The 18,689-nt window shown below is 63.2% G+C and carries 21 protein-coding genes; 1 reads left to right on the forward strand and 20 read right to left on the reverse strand.

Going from position 1 to position 18,689, the window contains the following annotated elements; genetic code table 11:
* Nucleotides 1-99: 99 nt before the first annotated feature.
* From HMPREF1136_RS00330 to HMPREF1136_RS00390, 13 genes are all read right to left on the reverse strand, one after another.
* Nucleotides 100-1,218: a hypothetical protein gene (locus HMPREF1136_RS00330; RefSeq protein ID WP_009647320.1), complete on the reverse strand. Its 1,119-nt coding sequence runs from the start codon at nt 1,216-1,218 to the stop codon at nt 100-102.
* A 197-nt stretch (nt 1,219-1,415) separates the two neighbouring features.
* Nucleotides 1,416-2,522, reverse strand: coding sequence for a hypothetical protein (locus HMPREF1136_RS00335; protein ID WP_009647323.1), 1,107 nt, complete (start codon nt 2,520-2,522; stop codon nt 1,416-1,418).
* 667 nt (nt 2,523-3,189) lie between these two features.
* Nucleotides 3,190-4,056 (reverse strand): hypothetical protein, encoded by an 867-nt coding sequence (locus HMPREF1136_RS00340; protein WP_232204136.1) that lies wholly within the window; start codon nt 4,054-4,056, stop codon nt 3,190-3,192.
* A gap of 371 nt (nt 4,057-4,427) precedes the next feature.
* Nucleotides 4,428-4,664: a hypothetical protein gene (locus HMPREF1136_RS00345; RefSeq protein ID WP_232204137.1), complete on the reverse strand. Its 237-nt coding sequence runs from the start codon at nt 4,662-4,664 to the stop codon at nt 4,428-4,430.
* 202 nt (nt 4,665-4,866) lie between these two features.
* Nucleotides 4,867-5,058, reverse strand: a complete 192-nt coding sequence (locus tag HMPREF1136_RS00350) for a hypothetical protein (RefSeq protein WP_009647313.1) — start codon at nt 5,056-5,058, stop codon at nt 4,867-4,869.
* A gap of 81 nt (nt 5,059-5,139) precedes the next feature.
* A complete protein-coding gene (gene thiL / locus HMPREF1136_RS00355) occupies nt 5,140-6,135 on the reverse strand; it encodes a thiamine-phosphate kinase (protein WP_034504195.1) in 996 nt (331 codons plus the stop codon).
* Between the two features lie 49 nt (nt 6,136-6,184).
* Nucleotides 6,185-7,033: a TrmH family RNA methyltransferase gene (locus HMPREF1136_RS00360; RefSeq protein ID WP_009647310.1), complete on the reverse strand. Its 849-nt coding sequence runs from the start codon at nt 7,031-7,033 to the stop codon at nt 6,185-6,187.
* A 3-nt stretch (nt 7,034-7,036) separates the two neighbouring features.
* Nucleotides 7,037-7,417 (reverse strand): 50S ribosomal protein L20, encoded by a 381-nt coding sequence (rplT, locus tag HMPREF1136_RS00365; protein ID WP_007587751.1) that lies wholly within the window; start codon nt 7,415-7,417, stop codon nt 7,037-7,039.
* A 27-nt stretch (nt 7,418-7,444) separates the two neighbouring features.
* Nucleotides 7,445-7,639, reverse strand: a complete 195-nt coding sequence (rpmI, locus tag HMPREF1136_RS00370; RefSeq protein ID WP_005871559.1) for a 50S ribosomal protein L35 — start codon at nt 7,637-7,639, stop codon at nt 7,445-7,447.
* Between the two features lie 36 nt (nt 7,640-7,675).
* Nucleotides 7,676-8,341: a translation initiation factor IF-3 gene (infC, locus tag HMPREF1136_RS00375; RefSeq protein WP_081445781.1), complete on the reverse strand. Its 666-nt coding sequence runs from the start codon at nt 8,339-8,341 to the stop codon at nt 7,676-7,678.
* Nucleotides 8,342-8,629: 288 nt separating this feature from the next.
* On the reverse strand, nt 8,630-9,397 hold the full coding sequence (locus HMPREF1136_RS00380; protein ID WP_009647318.1) for an SseB family protein: 768 nt from the start codon (nt 9,395-9,397) through the stop codon (nt 8,630-8,632).
* Entirely contained in the window at nt 9,397-10,119 is a 723-nt protein-coding gene (locus HMPREF1136_RS00385) for a HisA/HisF-related TIM barrel protein (RefSeq protein ID WP_009647316.1), read from the reverse strand. Before HMPREF1136_RS00385 ends, HMPREF1136_RS00380 begins: the two co-directional genes overlap by 1 nt.
* Nucleotides 10,116-10,763 (reverse strand): hypothetical protein, encoded by a 648-nt coding sequence (locus HMPREF1136_RS00390; protein WP_009647305.1) that lies wholly within the window; start codon nt 10,761-10,763, stop codon nt 10,116-10,118. Before HMPREF1136_RS00390 ends, HMPREF1136_RS00385 begins: the two co-directional genes overlap by 4 nt.
* 93 nt (nt 10,764-10,856) lie before the next feature.
* Between HMPREF1136_RS00390 and HMPREF1136_RS00395 the strand changes: the two genes are divergently transcribed.
* Nucleotides 10,857-11,087, forward strand: a complete 231-nt coding sequence (locus HMPREF1136_RS00395; protein WP_009647314.1) for an RNA-binding S4 domain-containing protein — start codon at nt 10,857-10,859, stop codon at nt 11,085-11,087.
* A 51-nt stretch (nt 11,088-11,138) separates the two neighbouring features.
* On the opposite strand, the gene dnaE is transcribed toward HMPREF1136_RS00395, so the two are convergent.
* From dnaE to HMPREF1136_RS00430, 7 genes are all read right to left on the reverse strand, one after another.
* Entirely contained in the window at nt 11,139-14,681 is a 3,543-nt protein-coding gene (gene dnaE, locus HMPREF1136_RS00400) for a DNA polymerase III subunit alpha (protein ID WP_009647308.1), read from the reverse strand.
* Between the two features lie 120 nt (nt 14,682-14,801).
* Entirely contained in the window at nt 14,802-15,707 is a 906-nt protein-coding gene (locus HMPREF1136_RS00405; protein ID WP_009647311.1) for an RluA family pseudouridine synthase, read from the reverse strand.
* Between the two features lie 8 nt (nt 15,708-15,715).
* Complete coding sequence (gene lspA / locus HMPREF1136_RS00410; RefSeq protein WP_009647309.1) at nt 15,716-16,219, reverse strand: signal peptidase II; 504 nt, start codon at nt 16,217-16,219, stop codon at nt 15,716-15,718.
* 70 nt (nt 16,220-16,289) lie between these two features.
* On the reverse strand, nt 16,290-16,862 hold the full coding sequence (locus tag HMPREF1136_RS00415) for a DivIVA domain-containing protein (protein ID WP_009647307.1): 573 nt from the start codon (nt 16,860-16,862) through the stop codon (nt 16,290-16,292).
* 172 nt (nt 16,863-17,034) lie between these two features.
* Complete coding sequence (locus HMPREF1136_RS00420; RefSeq protein ID WP_009647315.1) at nt 17,035-17,346, reverse strand: YggT family protein; 312 nt, start codon at nt 17,344-17,346, stop codon at nt 17,035-17,037.
* Nucleotides 17,347-17,354: 8 nt separating this feature from the next.
* Nucleotides 17,355-17,828 (reverse strand): cell division protein SepF, encoded by a 474-nt coding sequence (locus HMPREF1136_RS00425; protein ID WP_009647322.1) that lies wholly within the window; start codon nt 17,826-17,828, stop codon nt 17,355-17,357.
* 176 nt (nt 17,829-18,004) lie between these two features.
* Nucleotides 18,005-18,689, reverse strand: a 685-nt coding sequence (locus tag HMPREF1136_RS00430) for a polyphenol oxidase family protein (RefSeq protein ID WP_034504199.1), incomplete at its 5' end; no start/stop codon positions are given.

The raw sequence follows: 18,689 nt of genomic DNA on the forward strand, positions 1-18,689 counted from the left end.
AAGCGCTGAGTCAAAGAACGATCACAGGATGGATGAGTGGTGCCCGTCCGCTTCACGCGGACGGGCACCATCACGGGTTGGCAACGCCTAGACAACACCTCAGCGAAGGAAGTCGACCGTGAACTCAGGCTTGCCATCCTTGTCCAGCTTGAGCACCTTGTCGTCGTCGAGCTGCGCGCGGATCTCCACCTTAGCCTCGACGTCGCGCGTGCCCGCCATGTAATACTTATTGGAGTACGTCGCCGTGAAAATAACAGTTGCCCGAAATACTGTCGGTTGTTCTGCGGATTCCGCCCCCAAGGCCTTGGGCATCGCCCCCGAGACCTCGGTAACCGCATCACTCTGGATCGCAAATGGGCACGAAGAACTCTGGTTGCCCGGAATGGACGTACAGGAATCAACAGCCTGTTGTCCTGCCGCTTGCGCTGCTGCAATCAGCTTGGTGTTGTAGGTGGCCTTCAGAGAGACAGTGCTACCGTTCCCGCCAAACCCGTCATCGAGAACGGCGACTGTCTCAGGATTGGAATCCGCGTATTCGCTCGGGGCGACCGGCGTGACCGTGTAGACACCGGGGTAGACGACATAGGACCCCTCCCTACCGCTGAAGCTCTTACTGGGGATATCCGCGGTGACGCCACCGATTGTGAACTGGGTGTATCCCTCGGCGTCGACGTTCAGCTCCACGGCCAGGGAGTCCTTCACCTTCCAGTTGTCAAGAACACCCATTGTCGGCTCTGCCTTGGTCACGGTGAAAACGTGGACGAAGCGCTCGCCGTTGACCTGCATGGTCGCGGTCACCGAGCGCGTGTCAGAGGAATCCTTCTTGTCAGTACCCACGTCTTCGACGACCAGCAGCGAAGTTGCCGAGGCCATCACGTCGTCGGTCAGGAAGGTGCGCTGATCATTATTCACGCCAGGATCGACCATCGCCGTCGCCGCGCTCGCCTTACCGGCAGCCAGCAGATCCAGGTACTTACGCACCTCGGCCTCAGGCGTACGAGAACTATTCGCAACCTTGATCGCCACCACGCCAGCAATCACCAGCACCACGAGAACGCCGACCAGAATCCCGATCAGCTTCATGCGCTTCTTCCCCTGAGCGGACACCGGCGTAAAAGCCACACCCGCACCGGCAGGCGCCGGCGGACCCGGAACCGCAGGGGTCACAGGCGGCGCCGGTATCGGAGCCGCATTCGCTTGATTCTTCTCAGTGCCCATCAATTGCTCCTCACACTATTTGACAAACCACAGCCTGGAAAGCGACGCGCTCTACACGCCCCACCGTCCAACCACTTGAGCGTGCCAAGTATCACACCTCACAAGCGCTGAGTCAAAGAACGATCACAGGACGGATAAGTAGTGCCCGTCGGTGCGGCGCGGAGAGTTACTCAGGTGCCAAGCATCTGTGCGGGCCCCTAATAGCGGAAAGTCAGCGTGAAGTCCGGCTTGCCATCGGGGGTAAGCGCCAGCATCCTGCGCTCGTCCGTCCGCATTGTCACGACTGCCGTCGTTCTCGCTTCTTTTCGGCCCTTCGCGGAGTCGTATTCAAGGACCACATCACCTTCGAGCGTTGTAGACCCACCTCTACTCTGCGTTAGTTCAGCAGGCAGCTCCTTGATGTCAACTGATGAAGTCGTCGCATTATTCAATGCGCTGGGGCATTGGCTGGACGCATAAGAGGATGCAGACACGCACGAGCCGACGCGCTCGCGAATCGCCGTGTGCACCTCATCCGTTAGCTTGTCGGTGTAGAGACCAAGAAAAGTAACTCCCTCGTCGACTGACGTCGTGCGAACGCCCTCTCGGACGTAAATGGTGACGGGATACGCATCGACGTACTCGTTGGGCGCGATGGGGGTGAGCGTGTAGATCCCCGGATAGAAGACATAGGTATCTTTATCCAAGGTGGCGCTCGAGCTCTCAATCGATGTGCTGACGCCGCCGACAGAGAATTGATCGATTTTCACCCCAGACACGCTAACTGCCGTCGCCAAGGATTCCTTGATCGTCCAGGTGTTGAAAACCCCCATCGCCGGGTCGTCTGCTACGACGGTGAAAGTACGAGTGAAATGCTGCCCATCAACAGATAGGGTGGCGGTCACCGTGCGTATGTCGGAATCGTCGTTCTTATCCGCAACGACGTCCTCGACGACCAGCAGCGAGGTCGCCGAGGCCATGGCGTCGTCTGTCAAGAACGTGCGCTGATTGTTCGGCACGCCCGGGTCAACCATCGCCGTCGCCGCGCTCGCCTTACCGGCAGCCAGCAGATCCAGGTACTTACGCACCTCAGCCTCGGGCGTACGAGAACTATTGACGACCTTGATCGCCACCACACCAGCAATCACCAGCACCACGAGGACGCCGACCAGGATCCCGATCAGCTTCATGCGCTTCTTCCCCTGAGCGGACACCGGCGTAAAAGCCACACCCGCACCAGCAGGCATCGGCGGACCCGGAACCGAAGGGGTCACAGGCGGCGCCGGTATCGGAGCCACGCTCGCGTCGTTCTTCTCGGTGCCCATCGTGCACTCCTCACACTATTTGATAAACAGCAGTCAGAAGGCAGTGCTCTGCGCTCCCCGCCCTCCGACCACGCAGGCGTGCCCAGTATCATATCTGGCTTGTGGCCAGTCAACACCGATCACAATGGGGATACAACCATGCTCCCCGGTCACCATAGTCCAGGTACCGTTGCACCTCCGCCTCAGGAGTGCGTATCGAATGTGCGAGCACGAAGCTACCGAGGGCTACACCGACGACGACCACCGCAATGACGACCGCCAGTACGAGTGGACTGACGCGCTTGCGCGGAGTCTGCGGGAGCGAAGCCGCACCACCGAACGCTGCCGCGCCGGCGGGGGCCGACATCGATACCGGGGCAGCCACCTGATACTGCCCGTATCCAGGCACCGGCACAGCTGTCCGCCGCGGAGGGGACGGCACAGCTGAGAGCGTCGGCGGATCGGGGACGGGCTCATCGTCCATGCCACCTGCGAACGGTGGTATCGAGGCCCCCCTCAGGTTATTGTGTCGAGTATCCATTGCGTGCTCCTTACGACGTCCCGGGCGTCACGTCACGGGAAAGCCGCCAGGCACTTCCTCGGCAAACGGTTACCGTGACAGGGTAAGAATGAGCACCGCTCTCAACCTCCGCCAACAACCTTCAGTAGCAACTATTACTTGTTATATTCACGAAGAAGGCGAATCCCCTGACGACGAGGGGATGCTGAGCGTGACGGAGATGACGGGTTTTCCGTCAATATCGGTAACCGGAACTCCTGCGTCTGAGAGCGCGACCGTCATGGTCGGTCTCAGGGTAAGAGTGCGGGGATGGCGATCCGGCAACCAGGATCCAGGGTCCTGGTATGTGATGACGGCATCTTCTCCGGTATAGGCACCAGAGTCGCTCACGCTCACCAGCGTGGACGGCAACGTCGTAACGTCAAGGACGCTAAGACTCGAAGAGCGCAGGGCACTGGGGCACATCTGATCCGCATTACGCCCCAACGTCCCACATGCCTGCACCGCGTCTTGCGCAGCGCGCAAGACCTCACCCCTCAATTGTGAATTGAGCGAGCCTTCCAGCGTGACGTGCGTCGTCTCGTAGGAACTCCCCTGCGTCCCGTCCTCAACGACGGCACGCGCCGACTGCGCGTCCACATACTCCCCTGTTCCCTCAGGTTGAAGGTCGTAGACGCCTGGGAAGAAGAGGTATTCCATTCCCTCTGGAGCGGACGAATCAAGGTCCGTGACGGCACCCCCGACGCTAAACCGGGGAACGTGATGTCCCGAAACTTTCAGGGGAACAACGAGGCCTTCACGGATTGTCCAGGTTGATATGATGCTATCTTCACGGTCCTTGCGGTCGAGGGTGAAAACATGAGTAAAGCGATGGCCGTTAAGCCGAAGCGTGGCCGTCACCTTCGATGTTTCCACCCGCTTGCCTCGGCTATCTTCCGCCTCAACAGCTTCCACTTCTAGGCGCGATGCAGCCGAAGCCAGAACCTCATTCGTCAGGAAGATCCTCTGATCGTTGGGTACACCGGGATCAGCCATCGACAGGGCTCCCTCCGCGTCGCCCTTGGCAAGGTAGGACAAGTACCGGCGTACTTCCCTCTCGGGAGTGCTTTCCTTCCCCGCCATCCAGAATCCGAAGCAGATAACGAGCACGAGGCACACGACCGCCACGATCGACCGCTTCGTACGTTCCCTGCGGCGGCAGAGAGCCACGGGGAAACGGCAGGGCGTTGTACCCCCTCTGCTCGCGGCACCCGGTACCCCATACTGCGGGCCAGACTTCTGAGTCCCCATTGACAGCACCTTCACATACTCGCTAACTATAGTGTGATGGTAGCCTACGACACCCCCAGACCGCAGGCGAACGGCACCACGCATATCGCGATTTCACGCTCCCCTTCCAGTACTTCTCAGCGACTAGCGAGCGTGATGAGAATCCTCGGAATTCCGTCCTCGTTCGGTTGGGGGATCCCCGTCTCGGCCAGGGGGACCTGCGCGTAGGGAGTGACCGTCACGGTGCGTTCGCTGGACCCGGACGTGCCGCCCGATTCGCGGATCGTCACGAGCGCGTCGTAGCCGGTGAAACTCCCACAATCCGTGTCGGTGGCAAGCATGGACGGCATCACGGACACCTCCAGAGCAGTCACGTTCGGGGAGCGCAGCGCAGCTGGACACGACGCGTTCGCGTTTGATCTCAGGGTCGCGTTCACGAATGCTCGCGACGACAAGCGAGCGTTCTACGGCGGGTCATCGATGGATTCAGTGACGAGGGGCGCGCTGAACCAACTCCGCGTACGTGTGTCCCTCATCGTCCTCATCGACGTTTCTTCCCCTTCTTGGTGCGCCGCGTTAGTTGGCGTCGTCCTCGTCCCGGGTGACGACGGGCAGGGCCTTCGTTGGCGGCACCACCGCGTCGCCGCGCAACGCCGGGAGCGACAGCCCAGCGGTTGCTGGGATCTCCTCGGAGGATTCGGCGAGTTTGCGCGCCACGCGCGACATGGGACGGGACAAGGCCTGGGTTCCCTCGGTCGAAGCAGCCATGCTAACGTTCTCCATTCCTTGCAGCTACACCGCTCGGTGTGCGCCGTCCCATCGACGGGGAAACCAGCGGTCTACATCACGCTAGTGTACGGAATCAGAATCGAAATGGTCCCACGCCCCGCGCAGGATCTCCCCATCGAACATCGCACAGGCCTTCTCCCCCTCTTCGCGCGCCCGCACGCGACCAATGACACGGAATCCGTCGGGCAGTGGCGCGTCGGGCGGGAACGCAGCGAGCATTCCATGTTCCTCACCGCCTTGGAGCACCCACCACACGGGGTCCGTTCGGCAGATCAGAGCCGGCGCTTGGAGCTTCCATGCCTCCTCCTCGATGGCGTGCCGGTCGAATTCGATGACGACGTTCGAGGCCGTGGCCATGCGGGCGGCATCGGCGGCGGGTCCGTCGGACAGGTCCATCATCGCCCGAGCACCCGCTGCCGCGGCGGCAACCCCTGACCCCAGCGGCGGGTGCGGCGCGCGATAGGTCTCGATGAAGGGAGCGAGTTTCCCCAGCTGGTCGGTACCACGCGCGGCAGGGTCGACGTACCCGCCCGAGAGCAGGTCGAGGCCAGCGTAGGAAAAGCCCAACGTACCGCTCACCGCGATGACGTCGCCGGGGCGTGCCCCGTCGCGACGCACCACTGGCCCCGGGCAATAGCCGAAGGCAGTCACCGAGAGGACGAGCTTGTCTCCCGCGCTCAGGTCGCCGCCGACGACGCCCGCGCCGACCTCGCGCGCCCGCTCCCCCAGGCCTCGGACAACATCGAGAAAAATATTCGCGTCCATGTTTCGCGGCGCGACGACCGAGGCGACGAGACCTGAGGGACGCCCTCCCATCGCGTCGATATCCGCGAGGTTCTGCGCCGCCACGCGGGCACCGACCTCGTAGCCGGTGGACCAGGACAGGTGAAAATGCTGGTCTTCCACCATGACATCCGTCGTCACGATGAAGGATCCTTCGGGTGCCGCGATCTGCGCGCAGTCATCGCCAATGCCGATGAGGGTGCGCTCGCCTGCGGGGAACGATGCGCGGAAATGAGAGACCAACTGGGCCTCGGACAGGTCACCTAACTTCATGACACCCAGGGTAGTCGCGAGCGCCACAATGCACCGCGATCAGGAAACATCAGAGCGTCATGCCTCGCACAGTCTGGGAGGCAAACAGGCAGGCTGTCGCCGCGCTGGCAACGTTAAGGGACTCGGCGTCCCCCGTCATCGGGATCGACACGAGCGCGTCGCACAGGCGCATCTCTGCCCCCGACAGGCCCTTTGCCTCGTTACCGAAGACCCACGCGTGGGACTGCGACAAGCGCGAACGACCGGAAACGCCCTGAGCGAGCATCTGAGAAAGGTCAAGGGAGCCGACCCCGCCACTGGTCCCCAGCAGTGCGGCGCTGCGGCGGTGGATGAGGGCGTGAGCTTCCTCGAATGAAGAAACGACGCACACGGGAATGTGGAACACCGAACCCGCGCTGGCACGCACGACCTTCGGGCTGGCGGCTTCCACCGTACCCGAAACCGTGATGACACCGACCGCACCAAACGCGTCGGCCGTGCGGATAATCGTGCCCACGTTGCCGGGGTCGCGCCCCTGAGCAAGGACCACAAGGGTCTCGCCCACGCTCGGCTCAGGTAGCTCGCGCGACACAGCGTCTGCGGAGGCCACAGCGCACACTCCCTGCGAATCCCGCGAGAGCGCAGCCGAAACCTCGGCAGTCACGGGATGCACCCAGCGGGTCGCGCGCCGCGCAGCATCGACGACGTCAGCGTGAGTACCCCACGCATCCTCGCGCACATACACGTCCCGAACAGCGCCGGGACGAAAGCGCACGAGTTCGCGCACGGCTTGAGGCCCCTCTACGAGCATCAGGCCCGAGCGCGAACGCGCCGAGCGCCCGACCAGAACCGACACCCTGCGCACGCGATCAGCGCGGGGATTATCGAGAATGGCCAGGCGCTCGGCGAAAGAACTCACCTATCAGGCCTTGGGGGCGTTGATGTCGGCGGGCAGCGCGTCCTTGGCAACCTTCACCAGGGCGTTGAACGCGTTGATGTCGTTCACGGCCAGCTCGGCCAGCATGCGACGGTCGACCTCAACGCCGGCCAGGTTCAGACCCTGGATGAGGCGGTTGTAGGTCAGGCCCTGGGCGCGGGACGCAGCGTTGATGCGCTGGATCCACAGACGACGGAAGTCGCCCTTCTTGGCCTTGCGGTCGCGGTAGGAGTAGACGAAGGAGTGAGTGACCTGCTCCTTGGCCTTACGGTACATGCGCGAGCGCTGGCCACGGTAGCCGGAGGCCTGCTCGAGTACGGTACGACGCTTCTTCTTGGCGTTGACAGAACGCTTAACACGTGCCATTTTCTACTGTTCTCCTCTAACTCGAGCTCACTTGCCCAGCAGACGCTTGACGCGCTTGACGTCGGCGGTCTCCAGGACCTGGTCGGTGGCCAGGCGGCGGGTCTTGCGGCTGGACTTGTGCTCCAGCAGGTGGCGGGCTCCGGCCTGCTCGCGCATGATCTTGCCCGAGCCAGTCGTGCGGAAGCGCTTCTTAGCACCGGAATGAGTCTTGTTCTTCGGCATTTCTATTCCTTCGTTGTGAGGCGATTACTATCGCCGTCAGTCCTGTTCGTCAGCCTTGTCGGCTGCCACGCGGGCCTGGTCCTTGCTGGCGCGTTCGGCGCGCTTGCCCCGGCGTTCGGCGCGCTCGGCCTCGCGGCGCTTGCGCTGCTCGGTCAGGGCGTCGGCCTTGCGCTTGGTGGGGGCCAGCACCATCGTCATGTTGCGCCCGTCCTGACGGGGCATCGACTCGACGGTGGCGAGATCACCGATCTCCTCGGCGAGGCGCTGCAGGAGGCGAACGCCGGCCTCGGGGCGAGACTGCTCTCGACCGCGGAACATGATCATGACCTTGACCTTGTCGCCGGCGGACAGGAAGCGCTCCACGTGGCCCTTCTTGACGCCGAAGTCATGATCGTCGATCTTGAGTCGGAAGCGGATTTCCTTCAGCTGCGTGTTCGCCTGGTTACGGCGAGCATCGCGGGCCTTCTGGGCGGCTTCGTACTTGTACTTGCCGTAATCCATGAGCTTTGCGACGGGCGGCTTAGCGTTCGGCGCAACCTCAACCAGGTCAAGCCCGGCCTCTTCGGCCAGACGCAGCGCGTCCTCAACGCGGACGACGCCGACCTGTTCACCTCCGGGTCCCACGAGGCGAACCTCGGGGACTCGAATACGCTCATTGATGCGAGTCTCGCTGATGAGCGGCTCCTTCCACAGAATCCTTATGCGCGAAACGAAAAGCCTCCGTTACGCGACGCGCACGGAGGCTTCCATAGGGTCAACACGCACGGGTGTCGACCGCCGAACCCGATCCCCTGCGCTTCGCCCCTGTGGGCGGCATCCTCCCTGTCGAGAGGCGGGTATCCAGGTGGGATTTCTCCGCTTGCGTTCCGGGCGTATGCCCAGACGGTCATGCTAACGATACCAGAGAGGATACCCCCGCGCCAGGTCAGGGGCCATTGCATGCCTCACGCTCACGGACGAGGCCGCGGCGCGTCGGCAATCACCATGGCCTCAGGCGAGGATGGGCGCGATCTCGACGCGATCAGCCGAGGCGATGAGGCGGCGGTTTGCCCCGACGTGCGACAACGCCTGAGTCAGGCTCTGCTTCATTGCCGAGGCATTGGCCGCCCCCGTGAAACAGGATCGTTCCACGGACACGATGACGCGCGTCAGACCATCGCCCGCGTAGGTGATGGACAGGTCGGTGATGGCGGAGCAGGCGGCGCTTGCTTCGGCGAGCAGCAGCTCGCGCAAGGCCACATCGCGCCAAGCAGGCAACCACTGATCGCCCTGGGCGAGGGCGGCGACGGCGGGGCGCGGCAGCAGCACCGCGTCGGTGCCCGGGTTGACGACGACGCGCCCGCCCGTCTCAATCAGGGCGGTGAGTCCAATCGTGCGGAAGTCCAGGGCCATCGGTCGATCACCGGGGCGGTGAGCAGACAGGGCCTCGGCCGACGAGTAGATGGCGAGTGCGTCCCCGGCCGGGGTCTGGGCCCGCACAAAGTCAATCGGGTTATGCCCGTTTTCGCCGGCATGAACGCCCGTCACGCGCGGGTCGGGTTCGACGTCGATGGGCACGATAACCCGTTCGAACACGAGAGCATCGACGAGGGCTTCGAGGCGGGCGGCACCCGCGTCATTCCCCTCCCCCAGCGCCAGCGCGCGCATCGTGCGCGGCAGGCCCTGGCCAACATCGCCGCGGTCGTGGCTCATCATCGACAGGCGCTGAGCCAGCCGATTCTTCTGTTCCTCGGAGAGATTGGGCATTCCAGCGGCCATCAATCCTCCTCGCATCCGGCAACGGCCAGCGCGTCCGCCAGGGTGAATGCCCCCTGATAGAGGGCCTTTCCGACGATGGCTCCCTCGATACCGAGGGCGCGCAGCGCCTCAATATCGGCCAGCGAGTTGACGCCGCCCGACGCGATGATGCGCGCGTCAGTCGAGTCTGCGACGCGCTCCAGCAGCTCACGGTTCGAACCGGTCATCTGCCCGTCCCGCGTCACGTCGGTGACGACCACGCGGGCCACCCCGGCCTCGTTCAAAACGCGCAGTACCTCCCAGACGTCACCCCCCTCGCCGCATCCGCCGCGCGCGGCCAAACGATCCCCACGCACGTCCAAGCACACGGCGACGCGCTCACCAAAGGAATCGACGGCCTCACAGACGTCATCGATGCGCGCAAGCGCCTGCGTGGCCACGTTGACGCGCTCAGGTCCCATCGCCAATCCGGCCTCAATGGCCGCGCGGCTCGTGATGCCACCCGACAGCTCGACGCGCACGGGCGTCTCGCGAATAACCCGGGCCAGCAACTCAGAGTTCTCGCCGCGACCAAACGCCAGATCCAGGTCCACGAGGTGCACCCAGCGCGCCCCGGCCTCGTCGAAGGAACGAGCGACATCAATCGGACTACCCCAGCTCCCGGCATCGACCGACCCGGAGGACAGACGCACCGCCTGCCCGCCCGTTACGTCGATTGCGGGCAGCAGTTCGAGGACGCTCATGACTGCTTGCGGCGGAACCAGCCGAGCGGGCCGCCACCCTTGCGAGAACCGTCGGCGCTCACCGAATCCGAATAGTCACTGGGCGTCGTGCGCCCCAGCAGCAGATCCTCCGTGGCCGGGGGCATCGCGCCCAACAGGAGGCCAGCGGGGATCGCCTCCTCCGGCTCGCCACCCACGTAACGCTGGGCGGAAATACGACCCGAGACGCCCGGCTCCACGCCATCGCCCTCGACGAGCCAGCTCATGAGAGCAACCGCCCCATACTTCGACAGATTCGACACGGCGCGCGCCACACGGTCTACCACATCCGGCATCGGGCGCTGGCCGGTGAGCAGAGCATCCAGCTCCTCCTCGTCCGTCGGCGTCGTCTCAACACGTAACCACACGGCAGTCCACGGCTTGAGACGCACAATGGACTCTCGGACGCCCGACAGCGCCAGCAGCGAATGCAGGGCCTCCGGGTACGCGATCGGTGCCAGCACCAGCGCGACCGACAGACGGCCACCCTCCAGGTGCAGCGACTCGTCGACGGGAGTATCGTCCGGGTCACGTGTCGGCTGAGACGACGCCTCTGTCCCTGTCTCCCCCAGCGATGCGACCAGCGACTGGAACTCCGCATCGATATCGTCGTTGTGAGCGCTCACCGCTCCTCCTTATTGTGTGTCTTTGCCACCAAGGATACTGTTCATACACGCCCTCGCGCGTCATGCGCTCTCCACCAGCGAAAGGACCCCGCCATGACCATCCCCACGATCCCTGTACGCGGAGAGATTAAACTCGGCCAATTCGTCAAGCTTGCCTCCCTCGCGGAAGACGGTGCGCAGGCCCGCGAACTCATCCAGGGCGGCGACGTGACCGTCAACGGCGAAGTAGAGACACGCCGGGGCCACCACCTGAGCGCAGACGATCTCGTCGAGGTCGACGCCCCCTGGGGACGGGTCGCCGCAATCGTCGGGACCGCCTCCTAAGCATCCCCGTCAACGACGCGAGCCGGGTCCACCGGCCCGCGTCGCGTCATCTTAGGACGAGGTCACGACGCCGCCCGCGCCGACCACGGCCTTGATATGGCTGAAGAAGGCGCTGGTCTGCTCCACGCGCAGCTTCGGATCCAGCTCGACAACCGTCGTGCGCCCCGGCTCCGTCAGGTGCAGGCGCACCGGGGAGCCACCCGGATAGGACTCGAGGACGCCTCGCAGATCGGTGAGAAGCTCGGGCGTGCACCGGGCAGCCGGCAGGCGCAGGTCGAGCGGCAGGTCCGCCCCGCCCGACAGATCCAGGAGAGTCATCGACTGACCGTAGATCGTCATACCCTCCTCACGGACGTTCACCTTTCCTTCAATCTGGACGATGATGTCCTGAGCGAGGTAGGTCTGAATCGACTCGTACGAGCGCGGGAAGAAGAGAACGTCCACCGAGCCCGACAGATCCTCGATGGTTGCAATCGCCCACGCATTTCCCTGCTTCGTCACCTTCGTCGTCACGCCGGAGACCAGGCCCGCGATCTTGACGATACGGTCCGCCATCGCACCCTCCGAGCCCACAACCTGCGCGATCTCATAGTCCTGGTGGCGAGCCAACGCCGCCTCGACGCCGCGCAGCGGGTGGTCGGAGACGTACAGGCCTAGCATCTCGCGCTCGGCGGCCAGCTTCGTCTTGCGATCAAACTCAGGCAGGTCCGGGATGTCGATCGTCAAACCGGAACCCGAGTCATCGTCCTCACCCAGCGCGCCGAACAGATCGAACTGCCCGATGGCCTCGTTGCGCTTGACGTCGATGATCGCGTCCACTGCCTCGTCGCAGCGCGCAAGGAGAGCGCGGCGCGTGTGCCCCATCGAGTCGAAGGCACCGGCCCGGATCAGGGACTGGATCGTGCGCTTGTTGCACACCACCTGCGGGACCTTGTCCAGGAAATCCTGGAACGAGGAGAAACGCCCCTTCTGCGCGCGAGTCTCCACGATTGCGTCAACGACCGGCCCACCAACGTTCTGGATGGCGTTCAAGCCGAAGCGGATCGCCTCACCGTCAGGCGCGAAGTTACCCATCGACGCGTTCACGTCCGGGGGCAGGACCGTGATGTCCATGTGGCGGCACTCGGCCAGATAGAGCGCACGGCGGTCCTTGTTGTCCTTCGTCGAGGTCAGCAGGGCGGCCATGTACTCGGTCGGGTAGTTCGCCTTGAGGAAGGCTGTCCAGTAGGAGACGAGGCCGTAAGCCGCCGAGTGGGCCTTGTTGAAGGCGTACGCGGAGAAGGGAACGACGACGTCCCACAGGGCCTTAATCGACTCCTCGGAATAGCCGTTGTCCACCATGCCCTGGCGGAAGCCCTTGAACTGCTGGTCCAGAACCTCCTTCTTCTTCTTACCCATCGCCTTACGCAGAATATCTGCCTGACCCAGCGAGTATCCCGCCAGCTTCTGCGCAATCTGCATGACCTGCTCCTGATACACGATCAGACCGAAGGTCGTACCCAGGATGTCCTTAAGCGGTTCTTCCAGCTCCGGGTGGATGGGAGTAATCTCCTGACGCCCATTCTTACGCAGCGCGTAGTTCGTGTGCGAGTTCGCACCCATCGGACCCGGGCGATACAAGGCACCGACGGCCGAGATATCTTCGAAGTTGTCAGGCTTCATGAGCTTGAGGAGGTCGCGCATGCCGCCACCATCCAGCTGGAAGACGCCGAGGGTCTCGCCTCGTCCCAGTAGCTCATACGTCTTCTTATCGTCGAAGGCCAGGTGATCGAGGTCCGGGTCTGGCTTGCCGTTGAGCGCGATGTTCTCAAGGGCGTCGGACACGACCGTGAGGTTACGCAGACCCAAGAAGTCCATCTTCAGCAGGCCGAGCGTCTCGCACGTCGGGTAGTCAAACTGGGTGATGATCGCGCCGTCCTGCGGGCGCTTCATGATCGGGATGATGTCCGTGAGCGTGTGGGAGCTCATGATGACCGCGCACGCGTGCACGCCCCACTGACGCGTCAGCCCCTCCAGGCCGAGCGCGTACTGGACGACCTCGTGCGTGTCGGGGTTCTCCTCGTAGAACTTGCGGAACTCCGAGGCCTCGGCGTAGCGCTTGTCCTTCTCATCGAAGATGCCGTGGACCGTGATGTCTTTGCCCATAATGGCCGGGGGCAGGGCTTTGGTGAGCTGCTCGCCGACCTTGAAGTCCTTGCCGAGAATGCGCGCAGAGTCCTTCAGGGCCTGCTTGGTTTTAATCGTGCCGTAGGTGACGACCTGGCTGATGCGATCCTCACCGTACTTGCGCTTCACGTAGGCGATGACCTCGTCGCGCCTACGTTCGTCGAAGTCGACGTCAAAGTCAGGCATGGAGATTCGCTCGGGGTTGAGGAATCGTTCGAAGATCAGACCGTGATCGAGGGGGTTCAACTCGGTGATCTTCATGGCGTAGGCGACCATCGATCCGGCACCCGAACCACGACCGGGCCCCACGCGGATGCCCTGCGACTTCGCCCAGTTGATGTAGTCGGCGACGGTCAGGAAGTAGCCGGGGAAACCCATCGAAATGATGACGTCTTCCTCGTACTGGGCCTGCTTGCGCACGGCGTCAGGGATGCCGTTCGGGAAGCGATCACGCAGGCCTCGTTCGACCTCCTTGATGAACCACGAGGTCTTGTCTTCGCCCTCGGGCACCGGGAAGTCGGGCATGTAGTTCGCGCCCTCCTTCGTGGTCGTAAAGTGCACGTCGCAGCGCTCGGCGATCTCGAGGGTCGAGTCGCAGGCGCTGGGCAGCTCACTCCACAGCGAACGCATCTCATCCGAGGAACGGATGTAGTAGCCATCACCGTCAAACTTGAATCGGTCTGGGTCGTTAATGCGCGAACCGGAGTTGATGCACAGGAGCGCATCCTGGATCTTGCGGTCGTCGCGCTTGACGTAGTGCGCATCGTTGGTGGCCACGAGGGGCGCATTCATAAGCTTGGCGATCTCGAGGACCTGCTGGTGGGTCCGGCGCTCGATGTCGATGCCGTGGTCCATGACCTCGACGTAGAAGTTTTCCGCCCCGAAAATGTCGCGCAGCTCCGCGGCCTCAGCCACGGCCTCGTCCCACTGCCCCAGGCGCAGGCGCGTCTGCACGGCACCCGACGGGCAGCCCGTGAACACGATGAGGCCCTCGTGGAACTGGGCGAGCAGTTCCTTGTCGGCGCGCGGCCACTTGCCGAACTGGCCGTCCGTCGAGGCGTAGGACCCCAGGCGGAAGAGATTATGCATGCCCGTCGTGTTGTAGGCGATGAGAGTCAGGTGATTGTAGGAACCGCCGGCGCTCACGTCGTCGGCGCGCTGCCACGGCTCACCCCACAGGACCTTCTGACGATCAAAGCGCGACGTGCCAGGGGTCACGTACGCCTCAAGCCCGATGATCGGCTTGACACCCGCGTTCTTGCAGTTCGTGTAGAAGTCGTAGGCACCGAACAGGTATCCGTGATCGGTCAGGCCAATCGCGGGTTGCCCGAGGCGTGCCGCTTCCTCCGCCATTGCTTTCGTCTTCGCCGCTCCATCCAGCATCGAATACTCGGAGTGGTTGTGAAGGTGCACGAAGGAATCAGCCATGCGTCGATTCTACTGGCCGTGGCGCGCGCGGGGCCGTGCAACGCACGAGTGCACGCGGTCGTTCATCTCACGGCCCACTCATCGACGAGGCCGTGGCTGAGATGTACTGTCACCTCCGTCTTAGGCGCCAGGGTGACGCAGCCTGTCGAGGGCCACCTCCAGGTCGACCGGATAGGGGCTGGACACGCTCATCGGCATGCCCGTTCGCGGGTGAGCGAAGCCGAGACGAACGGCGTGCAGCCACTGTCGGGTGAGTCCCAGGCGCTCCGCCTGAGTGGGGTCTGCGCCATAGAACGTATCGCCCACGCAGGGGTGACCGACGGCGGCCATATGCACGCGGATCTGATGGGTACGTCCCGTCTCCAGGTGTACCTCCGTGAGTTGTGCCCCCGCCATGAGTTCCAGGGTGTCGTAGTGGGTGACGGCTCGCTTGCCGCCGTCAATGACGGCCATACGCCATTCACGGGAAGGGTGGCGACCGATCGGAGCGTCGATCGTGCCCGAGGCCGGGTCGAGGTGACCGGCGACGACGGCGTGGTACACCTTCTCGATGGTGCGCTCCTTGAAGGCCCGCTTCATGACCGTGTAAGCCAGCTCTGACTTGGCAACCATCATCGCCCCCGAGGTCCCCACGTCGAGGCGGTGGACGATACCCTGTCGCTCAGGCGGGCCATAGCTGGTGATGCGGTAACCCGCTGCCTCCAAATTCCCCAGGACCGTGGGCCCCTCCCATCCGGGACCGGTGTGTGCGGCGACGCCCACGGGCTTGTCGACGACGACAATGTCCTCATCGTCGTACAGGATTCCCATGTCAGTCACGGGCGTCGGCTTACTTTCGGGCTCGGGGATCGTCACCTCGATAATGTCGAAAGCGCCCAGTCGATCCGATTTCCCGGCAGTCACGCCATTAATCAGGACATATCCGTCCCCCGCCAGCTCCGCACAGCGCGAGCGTGACAGGCCGAGCATGCGGGCCAGGGCGGCATCCACACGCTCGCCCACCAGGGCATCGGGCACGGGAAGCATCCGAGAACTCACTTGCTCCCTTCCTCTCGGGGTTCACGCGACAGAGCCAGCGCCAGCCACGCTGCACCGAGCACAATCCAGATATCCGCAACATTTCCAACGAACCAGGTGCCGTAGGCGATGAAGTCGGTGACGTGCCCGACGCCAAACCCAGGCTCACCGGTCAGCCGATCAATCAGGTTGCCGACCGCGCCGCCCATGAGCAAGCCAATGGCCAGCAGCGTTGACGACCTACGCACGCGGATTGCCAACGCACCGAGGAAGCCCATGATGAGGAGCGTAAAGACGGTCAACAGCCACGTGCTGTTGGCGCCTAAGGAAAAAGCGGCACCTGAATTATGCACGAGCCTCAGCGAGAGCAACTCACCCAGGATCGGCCGGTCATTACCATCCCCGAGCGCGCCGCGCGCCCATGCCTTCGACGCCTGGTCGGAGACAATCGCGACGGCCAGGAGAACTAACGCCCAGATCCACGTCGTGCGTGAGATAAACGAACGAGTTGAGTCAGCCATGGTTCCCTATCTTAAAGGACCGGCGGCGGCACACCGTAGGGTGCACCGCCGCCAGGAAAGAGGTATGCGATCAGTTCTCGTTGTTGCCAACCTCGTTGAGGAGGGACTCGAGGTGGTTGCGCAGATTCGAGCGGTACTCGGACTCGAAAGTACGCAGACCGTTGATCTTGTTCTCGAGCAGCTCACGCTCCTGCTCGAGCTGCTTGAGGACGTTGTCCTTCTGCTTCTGAGCATCGGCGATGATCGACTCGCGCTCGGCCTTGGCCTCGGCGATGATCTTCGCGCTCTGCTCCTCGCCATCGCGCACGTACTCGTCGTGGACGCGCTGGGCGAGGGCCAGCATGGAAGTGGCGGACTCGGGATCCTGCGGCCCGGTGAAGGTCGGCATCACGGGGGCGGGCGTCTCGACAACCGCGGGAGCTGGGGTCTCGACAGGGGTGAAATCGCCGTTGGAGAGCTCAGCGACGCGGCGCTCAGCGGCCTCCAGCTTTTCCTTGAGTTCCTGGTTTTCCATCTGCAGGGAGTAGATGGTGGAGACTACCTCGTCAAGGAACTCATCGACCTCGTCCTGGTCGTATCCCTCGCGGAACTTGACGTACTGGAACTTCTTGTTGAGGACATCCTCAGTAGTGAGCAGGGCCATTGCTTCGCCTCTCGGTCGTTTCGATTGACAAGCGGAAAACCGCATGCCTGGACGACCGGGAAGGCCGCCCGCTATCACGTCACAAAAATAATAACTGATATGGTCACACGAACAACATTCATCACGGCCCGAGTGTCGCATATGTGCGACCTCTCATGCCCGAATTTAATACCTATTGGCTAATGAAGTAGAGAATGTTCGCAAACCGTTGTGCAACATATAGGATGAGGAACAACACCATAAAACCGACATCGATTGCCATTCCTCCACCGAGCCGCAGGGGCGGAATGAAGCGACCGAGCCAACGGATCGGCGGGTCGGTGAGCGCGTACACAAGGTTCGCCACGACCAGAACGATCCCACGGGGACGCCATCCGCGCGCAAAAAACGGGACCAAGTCCAGAATCATGCGCGCGAACAGCACCATCATGTAGAGGTTGATAAGGACACTGAGGCCCCACCCAACCCAGGATAGAACGATCACCGGCGAACTCAGCCCTGGTTGTAGAGGGACCCGCGGCGAGCCGAGGACGAGCTGTCACCGGCCACCTCGACCGAGGCCGGGGACAGCAGGAACACACGAGCAGTCACGCGCTCGATGACACCGTGCAGACCGAAGGTCAGGCCGGCGGCGAAGTCCACGAGGCGACGTGCCTCCTCCTCGCCCATGTCGGTGAGGTTGATGATAACCGGCGTGCCTTCACGGAAAGCCTCGCCGATGGTGACGGCGTCAGAGTAGGCGGTGGGGTGGATCGTCACGATACGTGTGAGATCCTCGGCGGGTTCCTCGCGTCGGATGGCAGTCAGCGTCGGGCGGGAGACGGGGGTGATATCGGCCACGGGGGCTACCTCTTCCACTTCGTCGACCTCGTCGAAGTCCTCGAACTGGTCAAACTGGTCGATGGGTTCATTGGCCGGGTACCAGCCCATGAACTTGCGTGCTCGTGCACCGAACGAATTACTCATCATTCCTCCTTCTGCCGATGCATAGCCACAAGCTACAGGCGCTTGACGGTTACGTCGCGCAGGGCACCCGGCGCGTCGCGAGGAGTGACACACACAGAGCCCGGTCACACCCGCTGACGAGGCGAGGCAGTGGAGTCTGTGCGGATCACGCACCCTCGATGCGCGTCCCGCATCAGTTAGACGGGAATGATGATCAGCGCTTGACGACCACACCCAGAATCGGCTCGGTACGAGAAAAGATCGGAGTCTTCGAGCGTGCAGCGGGGGTCCGTCAGGACACGCACCCCCAGCTCCCTCAGCTGGGTGCTAGCTGCTGCCGGGAGGTCAAGGGAGGGAGTTCCCCACGAGGTGTGCGCCCTGATCCCCGGCATGTCGGCCTCGCTCTCGCTCGCCATGCGTTCCGGCACCTCGTAGCAGCGTCCGCAGATAGCCGGACCGATGAGAGCGAGGATCGCCTCATCCGTCAGTGAACGAATCTGCTCGACAGCAGCGGTCAGGATTCCCCCGAGCAGGCCGCGCCTGCCCGCGTGAACAGCCGCGACGACTTCACCGCGTGCTGCGGAGAGGACAACGGGCAGACAATCAGCTGTCTGGACGGCAAGAGCGGGTGCACTTCGCCAGCCACGAGCATCGATCACGACACCGTCAGCCTCGACGGGACCCCATTCTCCCGGCGCGGGACGAGCAAGAGCCGTTCCAGCACTGGCCAACATCGGTGCTCGATCTGTATGCACGATGGTCTCGACCCGGGTCGAGTGCGTCTGATTCATCCAGACAATGTCCCGTCCCAGTCGGCGCGCCATAGCTTCCCGGCGCGCCCGGACCAGCGCCGGATCGTCGCCCACGTGCAGGCCCACATTG

Origin of the sequence: Actinomyces sp. ICM47 (genome assembly GCF_000278725.1) — a bacterium.
Lineage (GTDB): Bacteria > Actinomycetota > Actinomycetes > Actinomycetales > Actinomycetaceae > Pauljensenia.

Excerpts from the sequence above, each read along its gene's own strand:
- dnaE (WP_009647308.1), bottom strand. The coding sequence starts at position 14,681 with ATGGCTGATTCCTTCGTGCACCTTCACAACCACTCCGAGTATTCGATG.
- HMPREF1136_RS00380 (WP_009647318.1), bottom strand. The coding sequence starts at position 9,397 with ATGGCCGCTGGAATGCCCAATCTCTCCGAGGAACAGAAGAATCGGCTG.
- HMPREF1136_RS00385 (WP_009647316.1), bottom strand. The coding sequence starts at position 10,119 with ATGAGCGTCCTCGAACTGCTGCCCGCAATCGACGTAACGGGCGGGCAG.
- HMPREF1136_RS00335 (WP_009647323.1), bottom strand. The coding sequence starts at position 2,522 with ATGGGCACCGAGAAGAACGACGCGAGCGTGGCTCCGATACCGGCGCCG.
- rpmI (WP_005871559.1), bottom strand. The coding sequence starts at position 7,639 with ATGCCGAAGAACAAGACTCATTCCGGTGCTAAGAAGCGCTTCCGCACG.
- HMPREF1136_RS00425 (WP_009647322.1), bottom strand. The coding sequence starts at position 17,828 with ATGAGTAATTCGTTCGGTGCACGAGCACGCAAGTTCATGGGCTGGTAC.
- thiL (WP_034504195.1), bottom strand. The coding sequence starts at position 6,135 with ATGAAGTTAGGTGACCTGTCCGAGGCCCAGTTGGTCTCTCATTTCCGC.
- HMPREF1136_RS00405 (WP_009647311.1), bottom strand. The coding sequence starts at position 15,707 with ATGCTTCCCGTGCCCGATGCCCTGGTGGGCGAGCGTGTGGATGCCGCC.
- HMPREF1136_RS00340 (WP_232204136.1), bottom strand. The coding sequence starts at position 4,056 with ATGGCTGATCCCGGTGTACCCAACGATCAGAGGATCTTCCTGACGAAT.
- lspA (WP_009647309.1), bottom strand. The coding sequence starts at position 16,219 with ATGGCTGACTCAACTCGTTCGTTTATCTCACGCACGACGTGGATCTGG.
- HMPREF1136_RS00395 (WP_009647314.1), top strand. The coding sequence starts at position 10,857 with ATGACCATCCCCACGATCCCTGTACGCGGAGAGATTAAACTCGGCCAA.
- HMPREF1136_RS00350 (WP_009647313.1), bottom strand. The coding sequence starts at position 5,058 with ATGGCTGCTTCGACCGAGGGAACCCAGGCCTTGTCCCGTCCCATGTCG.
- HMPREF1136_RS00415 (WP_009647307.1), bottom strand. The coding sequence starts at position 16,862 with ATGGCCCTGCTCACTACTGAGGATGTCCTCAACAAGAAGTTCCAGTAC.
- HMPREF1136_RS00330 (WP_009647320.1), bottom strand. The coding sequence starts at position 1,218 with ATGGGCACTGAGAAGAATCAAGCGAATGCGGCTCCGATACCGGCGCCG.
- rplT (WP_007587751.1), bottom strand. The coding sequence starts at position 7,417 with ATGGCACGTGTTAAGCGTTCTGTCAACGCCAAGAAGAAGCGTCGTACC.